Annotated in this window: 18 protein-coding genes and 1 pseudogene; 9 read left to right on the top strand and 10 right to left on the bottom strand. The window is 67.2% G+C overall.

Translation table 11 applies throughout. The features are described 5' to 3' along the window. A pseudogene (locus N878_RS15010) lies at nucleotides 1–199 on the top strand (hypothetical protein); the annotation flags it as partial. Nucleotides 200–377: 178 nt separating this feature from the next. Beyond that, entirely contained in the window at nucleotides 378–845 is a 468-nt protein-coding gene (locus N878_RS15005; RefSeq protein ID WP_021444441.1) for a hypothetical protein, read from the top strand. A 66-nt stretch (nucleotides 846–911) separates the two neighbouring features. Here the strand turns inward: N878_RS15005 and N878_RS15000 are convergent, their stop codons facing one another. Beyond that, nucleotides 912–1,331, bottom strand: a complete 420-nt coding sequence (locus N878_RS15000; RefSeq protein WP_021444440.1) for a helix-turn-helix domain-containing protein — start codon at nucleotides 1,329–1,331, stop codon at nucleotides 912–914. Between the two features lie 83 nt (nucleotides 1,332–1,414). Here N878_RS15000 and N878_RS14995 point away from each other — a divergent pair, with 83 nt between their 5' ends. Continuing rightward, on the top strand, nucleotides 1,415–1,912 hold the full coding sequence (locus tag N878_RS14995) for a DUF2938 domain-containing protein (RefSeq protein WP_031303236.1): 498 nt from the start codon (nucleotides 1,415–1,417) through the stop codon (nucleotides 1,910–1,912). 62 nt (nucleotides 1,913–1,974) lie between these two features. Beyond that, on the top strand, nucleotides 1,975–2,202 hold the full coding sequence (locus N878_RS14990; RefSeq protein ID WP_021444438.1) for a DUF2798 domain-containing protein: 228 nt from the start codon (nucleotides 1,975–1,977) through the stop codon (nucleotides 2,200–2,202). An 89-nt stretch (nucleotides 2,203–2,291) separates the two neighbouring features. Here the strand turns inward: N878_RS14990 and N878_RS14985 are convergent, their stop codons facing one another. The 4 genes from N878_RS14985 to N878_RS14970 all read right to left on the bottom strand — a co-directional run bounded on the left by N878_RS14985 (nucleotide 2,292) and on the right by N878_RS14970 (nucleotide 8,489). Then, a complete protein-coding gene (locus N878_RS14985; protein ID WP_021444437.1) occupies nucleotides 2,292–3,032 on the bottom strand; it encodes an ABC transporter substrate-binding protein in 741 nt (246 codons plus the stop codon). A gap of 209 nt (nucleotides 3,033–3,241) precedes the next feature. Then, nucleotides 3,242–3,775, bottom strand: a complete 534-nt coding sequence (locus N878_RS14980) for a DUF3087 domain-containing protein (RefSeq protein WP_021444436.1) — start codon at nucleotides 3,773–3,775, stop codon at nucleotides 3,242–3,244. 47 nt (nucleotides 3,776–3,822) lie between these two features. Then, on the bottom strand, nucleotides 3,823–7,860 hold the full coding sequence (gene hrpA, locus N878_RS14975; protein ID WP_021444435.1) for an ATP-dependent RNA helicase HrpA: 4,038 nt from the start codon (nucleotides 7,858–7,860) through the stop codon (nucleotides 3,823–3,825). A gap of 125 nt (nucleotides 7,861–7,985) precedes the next feature. Beyond that, the gene (locus tag N878_RS14970) at nucleotides 7,986–8,489 is read right to left on the bottom strand and encodes a MarR family winged helix-turn-helix transcriptional regulator (protein WP_021444434.1); all 504 of its coding nucleotides are present in this window, start codon (nucleotides 8,487–8,489) and stop codon (nucleotides 7,986–7,988) included. An 86-nt stretch (nucleotides 8,490–8,575) separates the two neighbouring features. Here N878_RS14970 and N878_RS14965 point away from each other — a divergent pair, with 86 nt between their 5' ends. Then, nucleotides 8,576–9,478 (top strand): DMT family transporter, encoded by a 903-nt coding sequence (locus N878_RS14965; RefSeq protein WP_021444433.1) that lies wholly within the window; start codon nucleotides 8,576–8,578, stop codon nucleotides 9,476–9,478. Between the two features lie 72 nt (nucleotides 9,479–9,550). On the opposite strand, the gene fadD1 is transcribed toward N878_RS14965, so the two are convergent. Together fadD1 and fadD2 are read right to left on the bottom strand one after the other, a co-directional pair. Beyond that, nucleotides 9,551–11,239 (bottom strand): long-chain-fatty-acid--CoA ligase FadD1, encoded by a 1,689-nt coding sequence (gene fadD1, locus N878_RS14960; RefSeq protein WP_021444432.1) that lies wholly within the window; start codon nucleotides 11,237–11,239, stop codon nucleotides 9,551–9,553. Between the two features lie 403 nt (nucleotides 11,240–11,642). Next, the gene (gene fadD2 / locus N878_RS14955; RefSeq protein WP_021444431.1) at nucleotides 11,643–13,331 is read right to left on the bottom strand and encodes a long-chain-fatty-acid--CoA ligase FadD2; all 1,689 of its coding nucleotides are present in this window, start codon (nucleotides 13,329–13,331) and stop codon (nucleotides 11,643–11,645) included. A 137-nt stretch (nucleotides 13,332–13,468) separates the two neighbouring features. Here fadD2 and N878_RS14950 point away from each other — a divergent pair, with 137 nt between their 5' ends. The 4 genes from N878_RS14950 to codA all read left to right on the top strand — a co-directional run bounded on the left by N878_RS14950 (nucleotide 13,469) and on the right by codA (nucleotide 17,071). Beyond that, complete coding sequence (locus tag N878_RS14950; RefSeq protein ID WP_021444430.1) at nucleotides 13,469–14,254, top strand: ABC transporter substrate-binding protein; 786 nt, start codon at nucleotides 13,469–13,471, stop codon at nucleotides 14,252–14,254. A gap of 63 nt (nucleotides 14,255–14,317) precedes the next feature. Continuing rightward, complete coding sequence (locus N878_RS14945; protein ID WP_021444429.1) at nucleotides 14,318–15,268, top strand: alpha/beta hydrolase; 951 nt, start codon at nucleotides 14,318–14,320, stop codon at nucleotides 15,266–15,268. Next, the gene (locus N878_RS14940; protein ID WP_021444428.1) at nucleotides 15,265–15,735 is read left to right on the top strand and encodes a MaoC family dehydratase; all 471 of its coding nucleotides are present in this window, start codon (nucleotides 15,265–15,267) and stop codon (nucleotides 15,733–15,735) included. Before N878_RS14945 ends, N878_RS14940 begins: the two co-directional genes overlap by 4 nt. A gap of 100 nt (nucleotides 15,736–15,835) precedes the next feature. After that, complete coding sequence (gene codA / locus N878_RS14935; RefSeq protein WP_021444427.1) at nucleotides 15,836–17,071, top strand: cytosine deaminase; 1,236 nt, start codon at nucleotides 15,836–15,838, stop codon at nucleotides 17,069–17,071. A gap of 115 nt (nucleotides 17,072–17,186) precedes the next feature. Here codA and N878_RS14930 read toward each other — a convergent pair whose 3' ends face one another. The 3 genes from N878_RS14930 to N878_RS14920 all read right to left on the bottom strand — a co-directional run bounded on the left by N878_RS14930 (nucleotide 17,187) and on the right by N878_RS14920 (nucleotide 20,787). Continuing rightward, entirely contained in the window at nucleotides 17,187–19,610 is a 2,424-nt protein-coding gene (locus N878_RS14930) for an EAL domain-containing protein (RefSeq protein ID WP_031303232.1), read from the bottom strand. A 107-nt stretch (nucleotides 19,611–19,717) separates the two neighbouring features. After that, nucleotides 19,718–20,572, bottom strand: a complete 855-nt coding sequence (locus tag N878_RS14925) for an efflux RND transporter periplasmic adaptor subunit (RefSeq protein ID WP_021444425.1) — start codon at nucleotides 20,570–20,572, stop codon at nucleotides 19,718–19,720. Between the two features lie 14 nt (nucleotides 20,573–20,586). After that, the gene (locus N878_RS14920; RefSeq protein WP_021444424.1) at nucleotides 20,587–20,787 is read right to left on the bottom strand and encodes a DUF1656 domain-containing protein; all 201 of its coding nucleotides are present in this window, start codon (nucleotides 20,785–20,787) and stop codon (nucleotides 20,587–20,589) included. Nucleotides 20,788–20,894: the final 107 nt, after the last annotated feature.

Here is a 20,894-nt window from a genome sequence, read left to right as displayed (position 1 = left end):
CGCCCTGCGTCGCCCGCCCTTCGCCGCCGGCGACTCGGCCCAGGCGCAGGCCGCCCACGGCAGTCAGCCGTTCAGCCCGGCCGCTTACTTGCGCGAAATGGGCGTCGATATCGGCCTGGCCGAAGACATCTACCGCGCCGCCCCCGGCCAGTTGCGCCTGCTGAGCAGGGACGACCTGGCGCGCTACAGGTTGCACTGAGGCGCCCAGAACCACTGCCGCCCAGGCAGGGAGACCACTCGCCCCGCTCCAGCAGCGACGGGACAGGCGAGGCGCACTGCCGCATATCGCCACGCCGGGAGCAACGCGCGGACAGCGACTAGGCTGCATAACGGGCCCATGCCCTGTCTCCGTCCCCCCCTACAAGGAGGTACCCGCGATGGTTTCAGCCCTGATTCAGAACGTCGCCCTCAACAACCATTCGCCGGCCGGCGGCATGCTGCCCTACCACCAGAACTGCGTAGCCATGGCCTTCTCCCGCACCCTCGGCATCGGCGTCAACGCGGCGGTCAACCTGTTCATCGCCAACGGCTGGGTGGGCAGCGCCAGCGCCCTGCAGTACGACAACGCCATCGCCACCATCGTCGCGCAGCTGCCGCTGGCCAACGTCGCCCTGGACGAGTCCTGGCTGTCGCTCAAGCCACGCCTGAGCACGCTGGCGGATGGCCGCTACTTCGCCGTCAACTCGGGGGCCAACAACTTCGGCGGCACCGGCATCGGCCATGCCTTCGCCATCGTCAAGCACGGCAGCTGGGGCACCGCTGCCAACAACTCGGAGAAAACCGACAGCAACTACGGCAGCAACATCGCCGGCTCGAGCAAGATCAGCCTGTGGGGGCCGGCCTAGGCTGGCCCCGCTACGCCCAGGCCCTGCGCGCCGGGGTCATGGCTGCGACGCAGCGCAGACAACGCACTAGCGTGCTTTCTTCCTACCGGTCTTGCGCGCATGGGCGCCGGCGGCGGCAGCCTTGAGCAGGCGCTGGAAGGTCGGGCACTCGGCGTGGCTCGGTGCCGGGCAGGCCGCGGCATGCCGCAGACCCCGGCTCATGGCGCGCAGACGCTTGATGCTGGCGTCTATCTCGTCGGCCTTGGCCAACAGCGCCTGGCGATCGATTTGCGGCTCGCCATGGCTGGTCAGCATGTTGCGGATCTCGTCCAGGCTGAACCCGGCGGACTGGCCGAGGGAGATCAGCGCCAGCTGATCCAATACCTGCGCGGCGAAACGGCGCCGCTCGCCCTGCCGGTTGAGCACCCGCAGCAAGCCCTTTTCCTCGTAGAAACGCAGCGTCGATGCTGGCAGACCGGAACGCCTGGCGACTTCGGCGATATCCATGCACACCCCCTTGACTTCAAGTTCACTTGAACTTGTAGCCTCACATCGAAGCCAGCAATGGTCAACCCGAGTGAGGCCCCAAAATGAACCCGTTACTGCACGATCTCTTGTCGATATTCGCCATAGGAGCCGGCGCCACCCTGGTGATGGACGCCTGGTTGCTGCTCCTGCGGCGCCTGGGCATCGCCACCCTGAGTTTCGCCCTGGTCGGTCGCTGGGTCGGCCACCTGCTGCGCGGCCGGGTCCGCCACGCCGCCATCGCCAAGACGGCGCCGGTTCGCGGCGAACTGGCGCTGGGCTGGCTCGTCCACTACGCCACCGGCATCTTCTTCGCCGCCCTGCTGCTGGTTCTCACCGGTCCGGGCTGGGCTGCGCGTCCCTCACTACTGCCGGCCCTGGCGCTGGGCCTGGTCACCGTGGCCGTGCCGCTGCTGCTGATCCAGCCGGCGATGGGCGCCGGCATCGTTTCGCGCCACACGCCGACGCCGCTGAAGAACTGCCTGAAGAGCATGGCCAGCCATGGCGTGTTCGGCCTCGGCCTGTACCTGAGCGCCAGCCTGCTGGCCGCGCTACCGGCCTGAGCCACACCTTCGCCCCAACCCCGCCGAGCCTGCGTGCCGGCACCACCACTGGAGAACATTCGATGATTTCGCCGAAATACGCCCCCCTGCTGTTCGCCCTGATCCTTTCCGGCCTGATGTCGCTGCTGGTCTCGGGCATCGCCACCCTGCGCGCCACAGGACTGGCGCCGCAGTTCGCAACACTCTGGCTGAGCGCCTGGCTGACGGCCTGGCTGTTCGCCTTCCCTACCGTGCTGCTGGTGGCGCCGCTGACCCAGAGACTGGTCAGGGTGCTGGTGACCAGCAAATAGCCGGTTGCGCCCGGGAGGGTCGGCGCCAGATGTCGTGATCGCCCTTATCGGGCCATGCCCGACAGGGCAGCGCCGATGGCCGCGCGCACTCAGGGGCCCAGGTAGCGCTGTTCGATGCGGGTGTAGCTGCCGTCCTCCACCAGCCTGCGCAGGACGGCGGCGTAGTTCTGCACGAACTCGGGCTGCACGCTCTTCCTGCTGAAGGCCACCTCCGCCGCGTCGCTGGACACCACCACGGCGGTCGGGCGGATATGCTCGCTCAGGCCCAGGCTCTGCAGTTCGAAACGGCCAGAGTGTTCGTCGGCGATCAGGCCGTCGATGCGTCGCCGGGCGACCATCTGCCAGAGGTTCAGACGAGTGGCGTTGAGCACCACGCGGCTGGCGAAGGCCTCGTCAGCCATCAGCGTCTGGTAGTCCGCCCCGTAGGACACGCCGATCTGCGCGCCGAGGCGCAGCGGCGTGTCGCGCAGTTGCAGCAGGTTATCCAGCGGCCAGCGCTGCGCCGCATCGCGGCGCAGGAAGAGGATATTGCGCGACGGCTCGAGAATCACGCCGGAGAAGTGCGCGTAGGCCTCGCGTTCCGGCTTGCGGAAGGCGCCGGGCAGGACGTCGAGGCGGCCCTGCTCCAGCTCCAGCAGCGCCCTGGCCCAGGGCAGGCGTACCAGGCGCGCCTGGCAGCCCAGGCGGGCGAACACCGCGCGATTGAGGTCGATATAGATGCCGCCGACCGAGCCGTCCTCCAGCTCCATGCTGAAGGGCGGGTCGTGATCCCAGCGCAGCGACAGTTCGCAGTTCGCCCCGGCCAGCCCCGGCAACAGCGTAAGCAGCAACAGGAAGCGGCGCAGGGCACCTGGGCGAGCCAGCGGGGGACGAACTGCAGATAGCGTCAAAGGCGACTCTCGGGACTACAGGGGACCGATATGCCCGAGTCTAGGGAAAGCGCGGGTGGATGGCAAAGCGCCATGGCCAGCGCGTGCGGCGACGCCGACGAGACGTCGTCGCGTCAGGCTGAACCTGGGGATAACGCCCGTAGCGGCTCTTAGCGCGTGGCCGCGAAGCCCTTTACCCGCTCCAGCCAGGCCGGGTCGAGGCGGTTCTGCTCCAGTTCCAGCCCCTGCGCCTGCATGGCTTCGCAGTGCGCGTCGATCTCGCGCACCATCTGGCTCAGCTCGCTGGAGTTGCCGTCGAGCTGGTGCATCTGGGTCAGACCCAGGTGGTAGAAGCGCAGCAGCTTCATCGCGCTGGCGTCGCCCTGGGCCACGCCGGCTTTTACATGGTGCATGACATTGGTCACGCGCATCAGGCTGCGCTTGAGCCGCCAGCCGTACACCGCCGCCGCCATCAAGGGCCGCGACCACAGCTGCAGGCGCACCAAGGCGACGGTCAGGCCCAGGCCGGCCAGCACCCCGAGCAGGTTCCAGCGGAAATTGTCGCCGCCGGGCGTGCCGAACAGCTGGGTGCTGGCGGTGGCGCAGAGCATGGCCAGCGCCAGGAAGATGACCGCGATCAGCAGCGTGCTGCGGCGGGTCTGCTGGCGGTAGTGCTCGGGATCGATGGGAGTGATTTCGAACATGACAGACAATTCTCGACTGTAATTGGGCGGGCTCTGCCCTCTCGGCATCAGGCCTCGACCTGACTCCACTGCTTGCTCAGGCGCTTGTCCGACACCGCCATCTTGGTGCCCAGCTGCTGGGCGAACAGCGACACGCGGTATTCCTCCAGCATCCAGCGATACAGCGTCAGCTCGGGATCGCGCTTGCCTTCCTGGGCGTGCTTGGCCGCACGCGCCTGGTACTGCTGCCAGTAGCCGCTCAGCTCGCCGGTCCATACGCGGTCGCGCTGCACCTGGGCGCCGACCTTGTCCAGGCGCTGTTCGATGGCCTTGAGGTAACGCGGGATTTCCTTGAGCCACTCGCCCGGCGTCTCGCGCACGAAACCGGCATAGACTAGGTTCGCCAGCTGCTGCTTGATGTCGTTGAGCGCCATGGCCTGGGCCAGGTCGATCTTGCCCTTGAAGCGCTTCTGCAGGCCATGGTGCAGCTTGAGTATCTCCAGCACCTGGCGGGCGATGCGTTCGGCGTGGGCGGTCCAGTCGCCGCGCTTACGCTCGGCCAGTTGCGCCAGGGCGGCGCCGTCGCGCGGCAGGCTGGCTTCGCCATCGAGGATGCAGGCGTCCAGGCTGGCCAGCAGGATGTCTTCGACCAGCGCCTCGACGCGGCCGATCTCGCGGTAGAGCAGGCCCAGCTCGGTCAGCCCCGGCAGCTTACCGCGGAGGAACTTGGCCTGCTCGGCCAGTTGCTGCAGCAGCAGGCGTTGCAGGGCCCGACGATGCTGAAAATCCGCCTCGGCCTGGGTCGGGAAGCGCCCTTCCTTGACCACGCCCGCCTCCTCCACCAGCGCCGGGTAGACGGTCATGGAGAGGCCGGCGATCTTCTGCTGGGCCTTCTCGGCGACCTCGGCGAAGGCCTTGGCCTCCACCGCTTTCGGCGTCTTGTCTTGCTGCGGGATGGCCAGCGCGGCCTGGCTGGCCTCGGCGAAACGCGCGGTCAACTCGGCCAGGTCGCGGCCTTCGCCGAGGAACTTGCCGTGGGCATCGACCACCTCGATGTTCATCTTCAGGTGGTTTTCCAGCCCGGCAGCGGCCTCGGCCCAGGCCTCGTCGGAGACCCGCACGCCGGTCATGCGCAGCAGCTCCTGGCCCAGCGCCTGCGGCAGCGAGCCCTGGCCGAACACCAGCTTGTCCAGCGCCGCGCCGACGAAGTCCGGCACCGGCACGAAGTTCTTGCGCAGCGCCTTGGGCAGGCCGCGCACCAGGGCGATGCACTTGGCTTCCAGCAGCCCCGGCACCAGCCATTCGAGGCGCTCGGGTTGCAGTTGCGGCAGCAGTGGCGCCGGCACCCGCAGGGTCACGCCGTCGCGCGGATGGTTGGGCTCGAAGTGGTAGCTCAGCGGCAGTTGCAGCTCGCCGATGCGCAAATTGTCCGGGTACTGCGCGGCGGTGACGTCCTTGGCGTCGCGCGCCAGGGCGTCTTCCTCGCGCATGATCAGCAGCCCGGCGTCGGCGGCGCTGCCCTTCTTGTACCAGGCCTCGAAACTGGCGGTCTGGTAGATGTCCTGCGGGATGCGCGCGTCGTAGTAGCCGAACAAGGTCTCTTCATCGGCGAGGATGTCGCGGCGGCGCGACTTGGCCTCCAGCTCGTCGAGGCGTTCGAGCAACTGGCGGTTGGCGGTCAGGCAGCGCACCCGGCTGTTGATCTCGCCGCGCACCAGGCCCTCGCGGATAAACAGCTCACGCGAAACCTGCGGGTCGATGGGGCCGTAGTGCACCGGGCGGCGAGCGACCACGATCATGCCGTACAAAGTGACCTGCTCGAAGGCCACCACCTGGCCGCGCTTCTTCTCCCAGTGCGGCTCCAGATAGTTCTTCTTAACCAGATGGCCGGCCAACGGCTCGATCCAGTCCGGCTCGATCTTGGCCACCATGCGGGCGAACAGCTTGGTGGTTTCCACCAGCTCGGCGGCCATCACCCAGTTGGGCTTCTTGCGCCCTATCACGCTGGACGGGTGAATCCAGAAGCGCCGCTGGCGCGCGCCGAGGTAGTCGCCGTCCTCGGTCTTCTGGCCGATCTGGCTGAGCAGGCCGGCGAGAATGGCCTTGTGCACCGCGGCGTAGTTCTTCGCCCGCACCGCCGCCTCGCTGACCTCGGCCTGCTGGCGGGCGATGGCGTTGACGCGGGTGCCCTTGGTCGGTTGCGGGGCCTTGCTGTCCGCCGGCTGTGGTTCGCGGCTGAGGCCGCCCCGACCGATGCCGCGTTCGCCTTCGAGCTTCAGCTCGCGGACGATCAGCACCAGCTGGCGGTGCGCATCGCGCCATTCGCGCAGGCGCATGTAGTTGAGGAAGTGCTTCTTGCACCAGCTGCGCAGCGGGTTGGCGCCCAGCGCCTGACGCTGCTCCTCGAAACCGCGCCAGAGGTTGATCAGCGCGGCGAAGTCCGAGTCCACGTCCTTCCACTGCGCGTGCGCCTGGTCGGCGGCCTGCTGGCGGTCCATCGGCCGTTCGCGCGGATCCTGCACCGATAGAGCGCTTGCGACTATGAGGATCTCCTCCAGGCTGCCCTGCCTGGCGCCTTCGAGCACCATGCGGCCCAGGCGCGGGTCGATGGGCAGGCGCGCCAGCTGGCGGCCGATGGGCGTCAGCTGGCTTTCGCGGTTGACCGCCGACAGCTCCTGCAAGAGGTTGAAGCCGTCGCTGATGGCCTTGCCATCTGGCGGCTCGATAAAGGGGAAGTCCTCGATGCTGCCCAGGCGCAGGTGCAGCATCTGCAGGATCACCGCCGCCAGGTTGGTGCGGAGGATTTCCGGGTCGGTGAATTCCGGGCGGCCGAGGAAATCCTCCTCGCTGTACAGACGGATGCAGATGCCCGGCTCGACCCGCCCGCAACGGCCCTTGCGCTGGTTGGCGCTGGCCTGCGACACCGGCTCGATGGGCAGGCGCTGCACCTTGGCGCGGTAGCTGTAGCGGCTGATACGCGCGGTGCCGCTGTCGATCACATAGCGGATGCCCGGCACGGTCAGCGAGGTCTCGGCGACGTTGGTGGCCAGCACTATCTTGCGCCCCGGCATCGGCGCGAAGATCTTCTGCTGCTCGGCCGGGGTCAGCCGCGCGTACAGCGGCAGCACCTCGGTGTGGCGCAGGTTGGCCTTGCGCAGCACCTCGGCGGCCTCGCGGATCTCGCGCTCGCCGGGCAGGAACACCAGCACGTCGCCGGGACGCTTGCCGACCTCGCGTTCATGGGCGGCGATCTCGTCCAGCGCGGCGAGGATACCCTGGTCGATGGAGAGGTCGTCGAGCAGGCGCTCACCCTCCTCGTCCACCTCGGCGGCCAGCGGCCGGTACCAGGTGTCCACCGGGTAGGTGCGGCCGGACACCTCGATGATCGGCGCGTCGTTGAAATGCTTGGAGAAGCGCTCCAGGTCGATGGTCGCCGAGGTGATGATCAGCTTGAGGTCGGGCCGACGCGGCAGCAGGGTCTTCAGATAGCCGAGCAGGAAGTCGATGTTGAGGCTGCGTTCGTGGGCCTCGTCGACGATGAGGGTGTCGTACTTTTCCAGAAAGCGGTCGTGCTGGGTCTCGGCCAGCAGGATGCCGTCGGTCATCAGCTTGATCAGCGTGCTGTCGCTGCTCTGATCCTCGAAGCGCACCTGGTAGCCGACCAGCTCGCCCAGCTTGGTGCCGATCTCCTCGGCCACCCTTGTCGCCACGCTGCGCGCGGCCAGGCGCCGCGGCTGGGTGTGACCGATCAGGCCGTGCACGCCGCGGCCCAGCTCCAGGCAGATCTTCGGCAACTGGGTGGTCTTGCCCGAGCCGGTCTCGCCGGCGATCACCACCACCTGGCTCTTCTCCAGCGCGGCCTTGATCTCGTCGCGCTTGGCGGCAATCGGCAGCGCGTCGTCGTAGCGCATCGGCGGCACGCTCCGCTGGCGCGCCAGCACCTTGGCGCAGGAGGCCTGGAAGCGCTCCAGCCACTGCGCCAGCTTGGCCTCGTCCGGTTTTTTCTGCAGCTCGTGCAGTTGCCGGCGCAGGCGATGGCGGTCGGCCTGCAGGGCCTGATCGAGATTCTTGTGCAGTTGGTCGAAGCTGGGGCTGGCGTCGGTCATCGGAGCCGTGCTGGGTCTGTCGTCGGGAAATCAGCCGGCGATTGTCGCAGATTGCGCCACGCCCGCGTAGGGCGGCCGCTCATGGCATTAGCAAACGGTCCGCCGATGGGTACTAGCACAGCACATCAATCCTCCGCTCGCGGACCAAGTCCCGCCAGCAGCTTGCCGGTCAATTCATGCAACGCCCGCTGCTCGTCGGCGGTCAATCCTGAGAGCACGCGCTGCAGGTTGGCCACGTGGGCGGCGAGCATGCCGTCGATCAGTTCGAAACCGGCCGTGGTCAGTGCCACCAGCACGCCGCGGCGGTCACTGGGATGCTTGCGCCGCTCGATCAGCCCAGCCTTTTCCAGGCGATCGATACGGCTGGTCATGCCGCCCGAGGAAATCATCGCGCTCTCGTACAGCGCCGTGGGCATCAGCGCAAAGGGCTCGCCCGCCCGACGCAGGGTGGCGAGCAGGTCGAACTCGCCGGCCTGCAGCCCGTGCTCGGCGAAGAACGGCAGCAGATGATCACGACTGATTATCTGGTTGAGTTCGCCCAGACGGCCGATAACCGCCATGGAAAATCCGTCCAGATCGGGGCGCTGCTGCTGCCACTGCTCGGCAGCCAGTTGTGCGCGATCGTGCATGTCGCCTCCAATTTATCTTGCCATCAAGATACTTTTCAAAAAGAATGTTGCCATCGTAGCGTATTCCCCACCAAGGAGGCATCTGCATGACAGGCACCCACTTCCGGCCGCTTCCGGCCCTGGCCCTGCTTCTGGCCATCGGCGCCCTGCTAGGGCTGACCGGCAACCTGGTGAAGCTGGCCGGCAATGCCGGCTGGCAACCCATGGCCTACCTGCTCTGGAGCCTGATCGGCGGCGGCCTACTATTGCTCCTGTTTGCTTGGCTGCGCGGCGAGCGGCCGGGCCTGAGCCCGCCCCTGCAGCGCTATTATCTGGGCTCGGGACTGCTCAGCATCGCCTTGCCCAACGGTCTGCTGTTCAGTTCGATCAGCCATGTCGGTGCCGGCTTCGCCTCGATGTGCCTGGCCTTTCCACCGCTGATCACCTATCTGCTGGCCCTGGCACTGCGCATGGAAGGTCTCAGCCGTATCCGCCTGCTGGGCATCTGCGTCGGCCTGCTCGGCAGCCTGCTGCTGGCGCTCGGCAAACTCAACAGCGGCGACAGCCCGATGCTCTGGGTATTGGCCGCGCTCTGCGTGCCGGTTTTCCTGGCACTGGGCAATGTCTATCGCTCGCGCTACTGGCCCAGCGGCGCCAGCCCGCTGTCGCTGGCGCCGGGCATGCTGCTCGGCGGCGCCGCGCTGCTGGTGCCCATGGGATTGTTCGGCATCGAGTTCTCACCGCGCCTGGACAGCGTGACGGCAATCATCCTGCTGATCGCGCAGATGCTGCTGTTCGCCGCCATCTATGCGCTGTTCTTCGTCCTGCAGAAACTGGCCGGCGCGGTGTTTCTCAGCCAGATCGGTTCGGTCGCGGCGATAGTCGGCGCAGCCATCGCCATCGGCCTGCTCGGCGAGCGGGGCAGCCTGACGATGCTGCTGGCCGCCCTGTGCATCGTCGGCGGCGTACTGCTGGTGGCCTGGCGCGGGGCGCAGCAGGTGCAGCGCTGACCATGTTTCCCCAAGTAGGGTGCCCAATAAAAAACGCCACTCGAAGGTGGCGTTCTCATCAACTGGCGCGAATCACTTCTTGCCCAGCTTCTTCAGCTCTTCGTCGCGCAGCTCGCGGCGCAGGATCTTGCCGACGTTGGTGGTCGGCAGCACGTCGCGGAACTCCACGGCCTTGGGCACCTTGTAGCCGGTGAGGTTGGCGCGCATGTGCTCCATCACCTGCTCCTTGGTCAGGCTCTCGCCCGGTTTGACCACCACGAACACCTTGATCGCCTCGCCGGATTTCTCGTCCGGCACACCGATGGCGGCGCACTGCAGCACGCCCGGCAGGGTCGCCAGCACGTCTTCCAGTTCGTTCGGGTAGACGTTGAAACCGGACACCAGAATCATGTCCTTCTTGCGGTCGACGATGCGCAGGTAGCCGTCTTCCTGGATCAGGCCGATGTCGCCGGTCTTCAGCCAGCCGTCGGCGTCGAGGATCTCGTCGGTGGCTTCCTGGCGCTGCCAGTAGCCCTTCATCACCTGCGGACCCTTGACGCACAGCTCGCCGATCTCGCCGATGGCCAGTTCCTGACCCTCGTCGTTGATGATCTTGCACAGAGTCGAAGGCAGCGGAATGCCGATGGTGCCGAGCTGGATGGCGCTGAACGGGTTGACCGTGGCCACCGGGCTGGTTTCGGTCATGCCGAAGCCTTCGCAGATGGCGCAGCCGGTGACTTCCTTCCAGCGCTCGGCGGTGGCCAGCTGCAGGGCCATGCCGCCGGAGAAGGTGGCCTTCAGGCTGGAGAAGTCCAGCTTGCGGAACTCCTCGTTGTTGCACAGGGCGACGAACAGGGTGTTGAGGCCGACGAAGCCGGTGAAACGGTACTTGGCCAGGTCCTTGACCACCGCCGGCAGGTCGCGCGGATTGGTCAGCAGGATGTTGTGGCCGCCGATCAGCATCATCGCCATGCAATGGAAGGTGAAGGCGTAGATGTGGTACAGCGGCAGCGGCGCGATCAGCACCTCGCAGCCTTCGTCCAGGTTGGCGCCCATCAGCGCCTTGACCTGCAGCATGTTGGCCACCAGGTTGCGGTGGGTGAGCATGGCGCCCTTGGCCACGCCGGTGGTGCCGCCGGTGTACTGCAGCACGGCGATATCGGCGTTGCTCGGGCTGGCTTCGTTGAAGCTCTGGCCGCGGCCCTTGGCCAGGGCGTCGTTGAGCTTGACCGCCTGCGGCAGGTTGTAGGCCGGCACCATCTTCTTCACGTGCTTGATCACGGCATTGACCAGCAGGCGCTTGAAGGTCGGCAGCATGTCGCCGACTTCGGTGACGATCACGTGCTTGACGCCGGTCTTGGGCACCACCTGCTCGGCCAGGTGGGCCATGTTGGCCAGGCAGATCAGCGCCTTGGCGCCGGAGTCGTTGAACTGGTGTTCCATCTCCCGCGCGGTGTACAGCGGGTTGGTGTTGACCACCACCAGGCCGGCGCGCATGGCGCCGAACACCACCACGGGGTACTGCAGCACGTTGGGCAGCTGCACGGCGATGCGGTCGCCGGGCTTGAGGTCGGTGTGCTTTTGCAGGTAGGCGGCGAAATCACCGGAGAGCTGGTACATCTCGCCGTAGGTGATGGTCTTGCCCAGGTTGCTGAAAGCAGGCTTGTCGGCGAAGCGTTGGCAGGACTCCTTCAGCACCGCGAGGATGTTCGGGTACTGGTCGGGATTGATTTCGGCAGCAACCCCAACGGGATACTTGTCCTTCCAGAAGTTTTCGGTCATGGAAGCCCACTCCTAAGCAACAGCTGATCTTCACCGCGCGCAGGCGGTTGTTTGTTGTGTGTTTAGCTCGCTTTTCCACGGGCCAGACGCCCCGAAAGCGCGCCGAGAGTAGCAGCTTTGCCAAAGGCCGACCAGCACCCAACCTGGGCCGCGCAGTTATAAAAGTGACTAGAATAGACCGACCGGTCACAAGTAGTTCAGCCCGCCTGAAAACCAGGCAAAGCCTCTAGCTCGCCTATTGCAGCGCACATCGCCGATGTCTTGGGCGGGCGCGAAGGGGGATTGCGCTCGACGAAAGGCGTCCGAGCCTCATCCGCTCGGTTACCAAATCACCACAAATGGAATGCCGTCACGGCATGGAAGGCGGGAACTCCTCCGCCGGAACGACGGAGGAGCTTGCGGCTCAGGCGATGTCGCGCAGTTCGCGACGCAGGATCTTGCCCACCGGGGTCATCGGCAGGGCGTCCTTGAGCACGATGTGCTTGGGCACCTTGTAGCCGGTGAAGTTTTCCTTGCAGTAGGCCTTGAGCTCCTCGACCGTGACGCCGCCGTCGCGCGGCACCACGAACAGCTTGACCACCTCGCCGGATTTCTCGTCCGGCACGCCGATGGCCGCGCAGCTGGCGACTTTCGGGTGGGCCATGACCACGTCCTCGATCTCGTTGGGGTACACGTTGAAGCCGGAGACGATGATCATGTCCTTCTTGCGGTCGACGATGCGCACGAAGCCGTCCGGGTCGATCACCGCGATGTCGCCGGTCTTGAACCAGCCCTCGGCGTCGAGCACCTCGGCGGTGGCTTCTTCGCGCTGCCAGTAGCCCTTCATCACCTGCGGACCCTTGATGCACAGCTCGCCGCGCTCGCCCAGCGGCATCTCGTTGCCGTCGTCGTCGATCACCTTGAACGCGGTGCCCGGCACCGGGATGCCCACGGTGCCAAGGCGCGCCTTGTCGCCATAGGGGTTGGTGCTGGCCACCGGCGAGGTCTCGGTGAGGCCGTAACCTTCCACCACGGTGCAGCCGGTCATCGCCTGCCAGCGCTCGGCGGTGGCCTTGACCAGGGCGGTGCCGCCGGAGTTGGTGACCTTGAGGTTGGAGAAGTCGAGGTTCTTGAACTCGGGGTGATCCATCAGCGCGACGAACAGGGTGTTCAGCCCCAGCAGCGCGGAGAACTTCCACTTGCCCAGTTCCTTGACGAAGCCGGGAATGTCGCGCGGGTTGGTGATCAGCACGTTGTGGTTGCCGTTGACCATCATGCACATGCAGTTCGCGGTGAAGGCATAGATGTGGTACAGCGGCAGCGGCGCGATCATGATCTCCTGGCCCTGCTTCATCAGCGGCTTGCCATCGTCGCCGAGCTGCGACAGGCAGGCGTCGACCTGCAGCATGTTGGCCACCAGGTTGCCGTGGGTGAGCATGGCGCCCTTGGCCACTCCGGTGGTGCCGCCGGTGTACTGCAGCACGGCGATGTCGTCATGGCTGGCCTTGACCGGGGTCAGCGCCTGGCCGTGGCCCTGCTTGAGCACCTGCTTGAAGGCGATGGCCTGGGGCAGATGGTAGTCGGGCACCATCTTCTTGACCTTCTTCACCACGGTGTTGACCAGCCAGCCCTTGAGGCTCGGCAGCAGGTCGCCCATCTTGGCTTCGATCAGGTAATCGATCTCGGTGTCCGGCAGCACTTCCTGCACCAGCTTGCCGAACATGTTGAGGTAGACCAGCGCACGCACGCCGGCGTCCTTGAACTGGTGGCGCATCTCGCGCGCGGTGTACAGGGGGTTGGTGTTGACCACGATCAGCCCGGCGCGCATGGCGCCGAACACGGCGATGGGGTACTGCAGCACGTTGGGCATCTGCACCGCGATGCGCTCGCCCGGCTTGAGGTCGGTGTGCTTCTGCAAGTAGGCGGCGAAGGCCGCGGACAGGCGATCGAGCTCGGCGTAGGTCAGGGTCACACCGAGGTTGCTGAACGCCGGGCGGTCGGCGAACCTCTTGCACGAGCGCTCGAACACCTCGATGACCGACTTGTAGCTGGCCAGGTCGATGTCGTTGGGCACGCCGGCCGGCCGTTTGTCGCTCCAGAAATCAGGTTGCATTGTTGTTGTCCTCTTCCCCTGAAATGGTCTGGCCCGCGCTGCGGGACTGCCCGGAAAGTAGCAGCTCGGCGCCGTTGCGCAAATAGCTCGAAGGCGTCATTGATGGGCTGAATCTCGCAGCCCACCCGGCACTTTCGTTGCGCAACATCTATGATGAGCGCTCCAGCCCGAACTCGACCTCGATGCCGCCACTCGCCCTACTCGCCTGCCTGCTCCTGCTGACCTGCGCCCTGGCCCTGGCCCAGGCCGAGCCCGGCCCGCGCCTGGCCACCCTGGAGTACCCGCCCTATGCCTCGCAGCACCTGGACGACGGCGGCAGCATCGTCGCCCTCACCCGCCGCGCCTTCGCCCTGCGCGGCTACGCGGCGCACATTGATTTTTTGCCCTGGGCGCGGGTGCGCGCCGAACTGCGCAACGGCACCTACCAGGGCGCGCTGGCGCTGTGGCCCCGGGAGATCGGCGAAGAAGGCCTGATCGCCTCGCGCCCACTGTTCTACAGCGAACTCGGCCTGTTCGTCCGCCAGGGCCACGAGCTGCGCTTCCAACGCCTGCAGCAACTGGCCGGGCAGAAGCTCGGCATCGTCCGCGGCTACGGCTACCCGCAGCGCATCCTCGACGCCGGGCTGACGCTGGAGGAAGCGGTGGACGACATCAGCAACCTGCGCAAGCTGCACGCCGGGCGTTTCGACCTGGTGCTGCTGGAGCGCCGGGTCGGCGAATACCTGATCGCCGGCGACCCGCAACTGCACGGCCAGCTGCGCTGGCACGGCCGCGCCCTGGAGCGCATCCCGTTGCTGGTGGGCTTCGTCCCGGCGCAGCCGGGGCAAACCGACTGGAGCGCGATCTTCGAGCAGGGCCTGCGCGACCTACATGCCAGCGGCGAATACATGCAGATCCTGCGGCGCCACAGCGCCAATCCCTGACAGGCTTTGCGCCGCACGGTGCGCGGTGCACAATGCGGCCAACTTCCGGCACAAGGATTCGCCATGCGCCACGACGCATTCACCCTGAACGCCAGCGATGGCCAGCCGCTGCAGGTCAACCACTGGCATGCCGAGCAGCCGCCGCGGGCGGTGGTCATGCTCGCCCACGGCATGGCCGAGCACAGCCTGCGCTACGCGCGCCTGGCCGAGGCGCTGGTGGCGGCGGGTGTGGCGCTCTATGCCCTGGACCAGCGCGGCCACGGCCAGAGCGCGGCGCACGGCACACTCGGCCACTACGCCGACGAAGGCGGCTGGGACAAGGTGGTAGGCGACCTGGCCACCCTCAACCACCATATCCGCCAGCAGCATCCGCAGGCACCGATCTTCCTGCTCGGCCACAGCATGGGCAGCTACATCGGCATGGCCTACCTGATGGGTCACAGCTGCAGCCTGCAGGGCGCGGTGCTGTCCGGCTCCAACTACCAGCCCGTGGCGCTGTACCGCATCGCGCGGCTGATCGCCGGCTTCGAGCGCTGGCGCCTGGGCCCCAAGGGGCGCAGCAGACTGATCGACTGGCTCTCCTTCGGCTCGTTCAACAAGGCGTTCAAGCCCAACCGCACCGCCTTCGACTGGCTCAGCCGCGATCCGGCCGAAGTGGACAAGTACGTCGCCGACCCGCTGTGCGGCTTCGTCTGCACCACCCAGCTGTGGTGCGACCTGCTCGACGGCCTGCAGCAGATCACCCCGCCGGCCAACCTGGCGCAGATCGACGCCGACCTGCCGCTGCTGGTGATCGGCGGCGCGCGCGACCCGGTCAGCGACGGCAAGCGCCTGGGCCACCTGGCGAATGCCCTGCGCCAGGCCGGCATCAAGGACGTGCAACTGAAGATCTACCCCGAGGCCCGCCACGAGCTGCTCAACGAGAGCAACCGCGACGAGGTCACCGCCCACCTGATCGACTGGCTGCAGCAGGCACTGAGCCACAGTCGGCAACCTCGCAAGGAGTCCCCATGACCCAGGTCACCAATATCCCCTATGCCGCCCTCGAAGTCGGCCAGCAGGCCAGTTTCGAGAAGCGGGTGGAAGAGCGCGACGTGCAGCTGTTCGCCGCCGTTTCCGGCGACAACAACCCGGTGCACCTGGACGCCGCCTTCGCCGCCGAGACGCTGTTCAAGGAGCGTATCGCCCACGGCATGTTCAGCGGCGCGCTGATCAGCGCGGCGATCGCCTGCCGCCTGCCCGGCCCGGGCACCATCTACCTCGGCCAGCAGCTCAAGTTCACCCGCCCGGTGAAGCTCGGCGACAGCCTGACGGTACAGCTGGAAGTGCTGGAAAAGCTGCCGAAGAACCGCGTGCGCATCGCCACCCGCGTGTTCAACCAGGACGGCAAACAGGTGGTCGACGGCGAAGCCGAAGTGCTCGCCCCGGCCAGCGAGCAGACCGTGACCATGCCGGCCATGCCGCAGGTGAGCATCGGCTGACGGCCTGCCGAATGCCGGGACCCGGTGCCGAGCCCCTGCTCGGCACCTTCTGCGCCCCCCTCAGCCGCCAGGCTGACCGCCGCCCCTGGAGCCCGCCCCTATGATCATCCACAATGCCCGCCTGCGCGGCCGCGACGGCCTGCAGCGCATCACCCTGGACGGCGAACGCATCGCCGCTATTGAGGCGCAGCATGCCCTGCACCCCATCGCCGAGGGCGATCTGGACGCCGCCGGCAACCTGGTCGTGCCGCCCTTCGTCGAACCGCATATCCACCTCGACGCCACCCTCACCGCCGGCGAACCGGCCTGGAACCTGAGCGGCACGCTGTTCGAGGGCATCGAGCGCTGGGCCGAGCGCAAGGCGCTGGTCACCCATGAAGACACCAAGACGCGCGCCAAGAAGACCATCGACATGCTGGTCGACCACGGCATCCAGCATGTGCGCACCCATGTCGATGTCACCGACCCGACCCTCGCCGCACTCAAGGCCATGCTCGAAGTGCGCGAGGAAACCCGCCAGCTGATCGACCTGCAGATCGTCGCCTTCCCCCAGGAGGGCATCGAGTCGTACGCGGGTGGCCGCGCGCTGATGGAACAGGCCATCGAGCTGGGCGCCGACGTGGTTGGCGGCATCCCGCACTTCGAGAACACCCGTGACCAGGGCGTGGCCTCGATCAAGTTCCTCATGGACCTGGCCGAACGCACGGGCTGTCTGGTGGACGTGCATTGCGACGAGACCGACGACCCCAACTCGCGCTTTCTCGAAGTGCTGGCCGAAGAAGCCCGCGTGCGCGGCATGGGCGCGCGGGTCACCGCCAGCCACACCACGGCCATGGGCTCCTACGACAACGCCTACTGTTCCAAGCTGTTCCGCCTGCTGAAGCTGAGCGGCATCAGCTTCATCTCCTGCCCCACCGAGAGCATCCACCTGCAGGGCCGCTTCGACAGCTACCCGAAACGCCGGGGCCTGACCCGCGTGGCGGAGATCGACCGCGCCGGGATGAACGTCTGCTTCGGCCAGGATTCCATCGTCGACCCCTGGTACCCGCTGGGCAACGGCAACATCCTGCGCATCCTCGAAGCCGGCCTGCACATCTGCCACATGCTCGGCTACGACGACCTCAAGCGCAGCCTGGACCTGATCACCGACAACTCGGCGCGCGCGCTGAACCTGGGTGAAGGGTATGGGCTGGAAGTGGGTCGCCCGGCCAATCTGCTGATTCTCTCGGCGCCGGACGATTATGAGATGGTGCGCAGTCAGGGCCATGCGCTGGTATCAATCCGCCACGGCAGGGTGCTGATGCGCCGCACACCGGCGCGGGTCGAACGGGCCTGATGCTTGGCTGAAGGGGGCGGCCACGCCGTGCTGCCGCCGGAGCGGTCTCGGCCGCGAAACCGATGCCGAGCCTCGCTGCGCCCCACGGGAAATACGCCGGTCGTAGGGGGCTTGCTCAGTGCCAGGCCGACAGGGCTTCCCAGGCGCGGAACTTGTCGCCGGGCAGCGGCTGGCTGATCGAGAAGCCCTGGGCGATGTCGCAACCGAAGTTGCCCAGACGGGTCAGGGTCTCCTGGTTCTCCACGCCTTCGGCGACCACCTCGAGGTCGAGGTTGTGCGCCAGCTCGACGATCGAGCGCACGATCTTCGCCGAGTCATCGTCGTCGCTGAGCATGCGGGTGACGAAGGACTGGTCGATCTTCAGCGAATCCACCGGCAGCTTCTGCAGGTAAGCCAGCGAGGAATAGCCGGTGCCGAAGTCGTCGATGGTCAGCCGGGTGTCGAGGTTCTTCAGTTGGGTCAGGGTCTCCAGCGCCGCGACCGGATCTTCCATCAGCGCGCTTTCGGTCAGCTCGAACTCCACCCAGTTCGGCTCGGCGCCCCAGGTGGCGAAGGTGCCGCGAATGCGTTCGAGCAGCTTGGGATCGCGCAGGTCGTGGGCCGACAGGTTGACAGAAACCGGTCGCTCGTCGCCTTCCTCGCGCCAGGCGTAGCTCTGGCCCAGCGCGGCATCGAGCACCCAGTAGGTGAGCGGGGTGATCAGCCCGGCGCTCTCGGCCAGCTTGATGAAGTCGTTGGGCGGCAGCAGACCATGCTGTGGATGCTGCCAGCGCACCAGGGCCTCGCTGCCGCACACCTTGTTGGTAGCGATCTGCAGTTTCGGCTGATAGTGCAACAGCAGCTGGTTGCCGTCGATCGCCCGGCGCAGTTCGCTCATCAGGGTCAGGTGCTGGGCGCATTCGCGGTCCATCCCGCCCTGGAACAGCGCATAGCCGGTGCTGGAACGCTTGGCCTGATCCATGGCGCTGGCCGAGCGGCGGATCAAGGCGTCCGGATCGGTGCCGTGACCGGGATAGAGGGCGATGCCGATGCTGGCGCGGGTATCGAGCAGCAGCCCGCTCAGGTCGATCGGTTCGTACAGCGCCACCAGGATCTTCTGCGCCAGTTGCGACGCCTGCTCGGCGCCACCGCTGGGCATCAGCACGGCGTACTCGCTTTCGCCGATGCGCGCCAGCCTGTTGCCGGCGCCCACCGCCTGTACCAGGCGGGCGGCGATGGCCTGCTGCAGGCGGTCGCCTTCGCGATAGCCGAGGGTTTCGTTGATCGCCTGGTTGCGCCCGACCTCCAGTTGCAACAGACCGAGCGCCCGGTGTTCCTGCTTGGCTTCGGCGATCGCAGCTTCCAGCAACTCGCGCAGGCGCAGGCGGTTGGGCAGGCCGGTCAGCTCGTCGGCATAGGCCATGCGCCTGATGGTCGCCTCGGCCTGCAGCGCCCGATCGCGGGTGCGCAGGGTGGCGATGCCGAAGCCCAGGTCGTTGGCGGTGGCGAACAGCAGCTCGACCTCCTGCTCGTCGAAGGTGTCGCTCGCCGCGGCCATGATCACCAGCTTGCCGATCAGCCGGTCGTCCACTCGCAGCGGCAGCACTATGGTCGCCGCGAAGCCGTGCTCCTTGGCCTCGTCTCCCAGGAACCCGTCCACCGGCTCCTCGGGGAGGTTGCGGATGACCAGTGGCCGGCCGCTCTCGAGCCGGGCATCGACTCGCTGGATGTAGGCTTGGCCCCCGGCACTGGCGGCCCAGGCCTCGGCCCGCGCGAGGAAGCCGTGATCGTCGCCGGCGTAGGCGACCTGGCGTACCGGCTCGGCGGGGTCTTCCTGGCGATAGGCGACCCAGGCCAGGCGGTAGCCGCAGTCGACCACCAGTACCCGACAGACTTCCTTGAGCAGCGCGGATTCGGCGTCGGCGTGGATCAGCGCATGGTTGACCGCCACCCGCGTCGACAGGGCGCGATTGAGGCGCTGGATCTCCTGCTCGGCCTGGATGCGACGCGCCTTGCCACGCAGGGTCTCGAGGCCGAAGGCCAGGTCCTCGGCGGCCTCGCTGAGCAACGCCATTTCCTGCGGGCCGAAGGCATCGGGTTCCGGCGCGCCGATGCCGAGAGCACCGAAGATCCGCCCTTCGACCCGCAGCGGCAGCGACATCACCGAGGCGATGCCGTGCTGGATGGCGCCTTCGCGCCAGGGCGCGGTGTTCGGGTCGGTCAGCAGGTTGTGGGTCAGGCTCAGCTGGCCGGTGCGGATCGCGGTGCCGGAGGGGCCGTGGCCGCGTTCGTTGTCGCCCCAGGAGATATTCAGCGAGTCGATGTAGGTCCTTTCGACCCCGGCATGGGCCAGCGGAGTGACGGTTTGCGCCGGATCGTGCTCGGCGCGGCCGACCCAGGCCAGGCGGTAACCGGCCTGCTCGACTATGACCCGACAGATCTCCTGGAGCAGGCTGGCTTCGTTTTCGGCGCGCAGCAGCGCCCGGTTGCAGCCGCTCAAAGTGCGCAACGCACGGTTAAGGCACAGGTGTTCCTGGTGGGTAGAACGCGACGTTGGCACGGCTTGCCTCCGACTCATGCACGACCTGGCTTGAGTATAGAGCTGCCGCCCGGGCACCGGGTTCCACTGGCCGGACGGTACGCTGTGGCCGCCGGCGTCGCCCCAGGCTACTGCGCCACCCGCACGCTGGCAGTCATCCCGGCGCTGAGCAGCAGGCCCTCGGGCAGCTCGTCGAGCTTGATCCGTACCGGAATCCGCTGCGCCAGGCGTACCCAGTTGAAGGTCGGCTCGACGTCGGCCAGCAGTTGGCCGTCCGGGCTGGCGTTGCGGTCGGTGATGCCGCGGCTGATGCTCTCCACCTCGCCGCGCAACGGCTGGTCGCCGCCCATCAGCCAGATGTCCACCGGTGCGCCGATGCGGATGCGCGGCAGCTTGGTCTCCTCGAAATAGGCCTGGATATAGAACGACGCCTCGTCCACCAGCGCCAGCACCGGCTCGCCGGCCTTGACGTAGTTGCCTTCGGCCAGGCGCAGGTTGGTCACCTGGCCGGCGCGCGGTGCGCGCACCTCGCTGCGCGCCAGATCCAGCTCGGCGGACTTGACCGCCACCTGCGCCTGGCGATACTCGCCGCGGGCGATCTCGGCGCTGATCTGGGCGTTGTCGCGCAGCTCGGCGCTGATCGCCTGCGGCCCCAGGCGCACGCGACGGCTGGCCTCGTGCTCGCGCAGCAGCAGTTGCTGGCGCCGTGTCTCGGCCACCGCCTGGGCCTGTTCCAGAGCCACCTGATAGCGCTCGCGATCCAGGCTCAGCAGCAGCTCGCCGGCCGCCACCCGCTGGTTGTCGCGCACCTTCAGTTGGGTGACCCAGCCGGCCAGATCCGGGGCCAGGGTCACCACCTCGGCGCGCACCCGCGCGTCGCGGGTCCAGGGCGAATACAGGTAGTGCTGCCACAACCAGGCGCCGGCCAGCAGGGCCGCCGCCACCAGGCTCAGGGTGAGGCCGAGGCGAATGCTCGCACGCATGGAAATCTCCTTGATCAACTCAACACGGCGACCAGCGCCGCCAGCACGCAGACATACAGGGCACAGTCGAACAACGCCTCGTGCCAGATCCAGCGCGCCACACCGAGCCGCTGCAGGGCCAGGCGCAGCGCGCCGGTGAGCAGCAGCGCCAGCAGCGCAAAAAGCAGCATGGGGCTGAGCAGCACCCCACCCAGCGCCCATTCACGCAAGCCCATGGGCTTCTCCTTGCTGCCCGCACCAGTGTTGCCAGCCGCCGTGCAGCTGCAGCAGGGCCGCCTCGGCCAGACGCCGGTCGATGCTCGGCGGCGCGCCGCGCAGGGCC

The organism is Pseudomonas sp. EGD-AK9, assembly GCF_000465935.2.
GTDB lineage: Bacteria > Pseudomonadota > Gammaproteobacteria > Pseudomonadales > Pseudomonadaceae > Aquipseudomonas.
The sequence above is the reverse complement of the archived record's forward strand: the minus strand, read 5'-3'. Positions and strand labels throughout refer to the sequence as shown.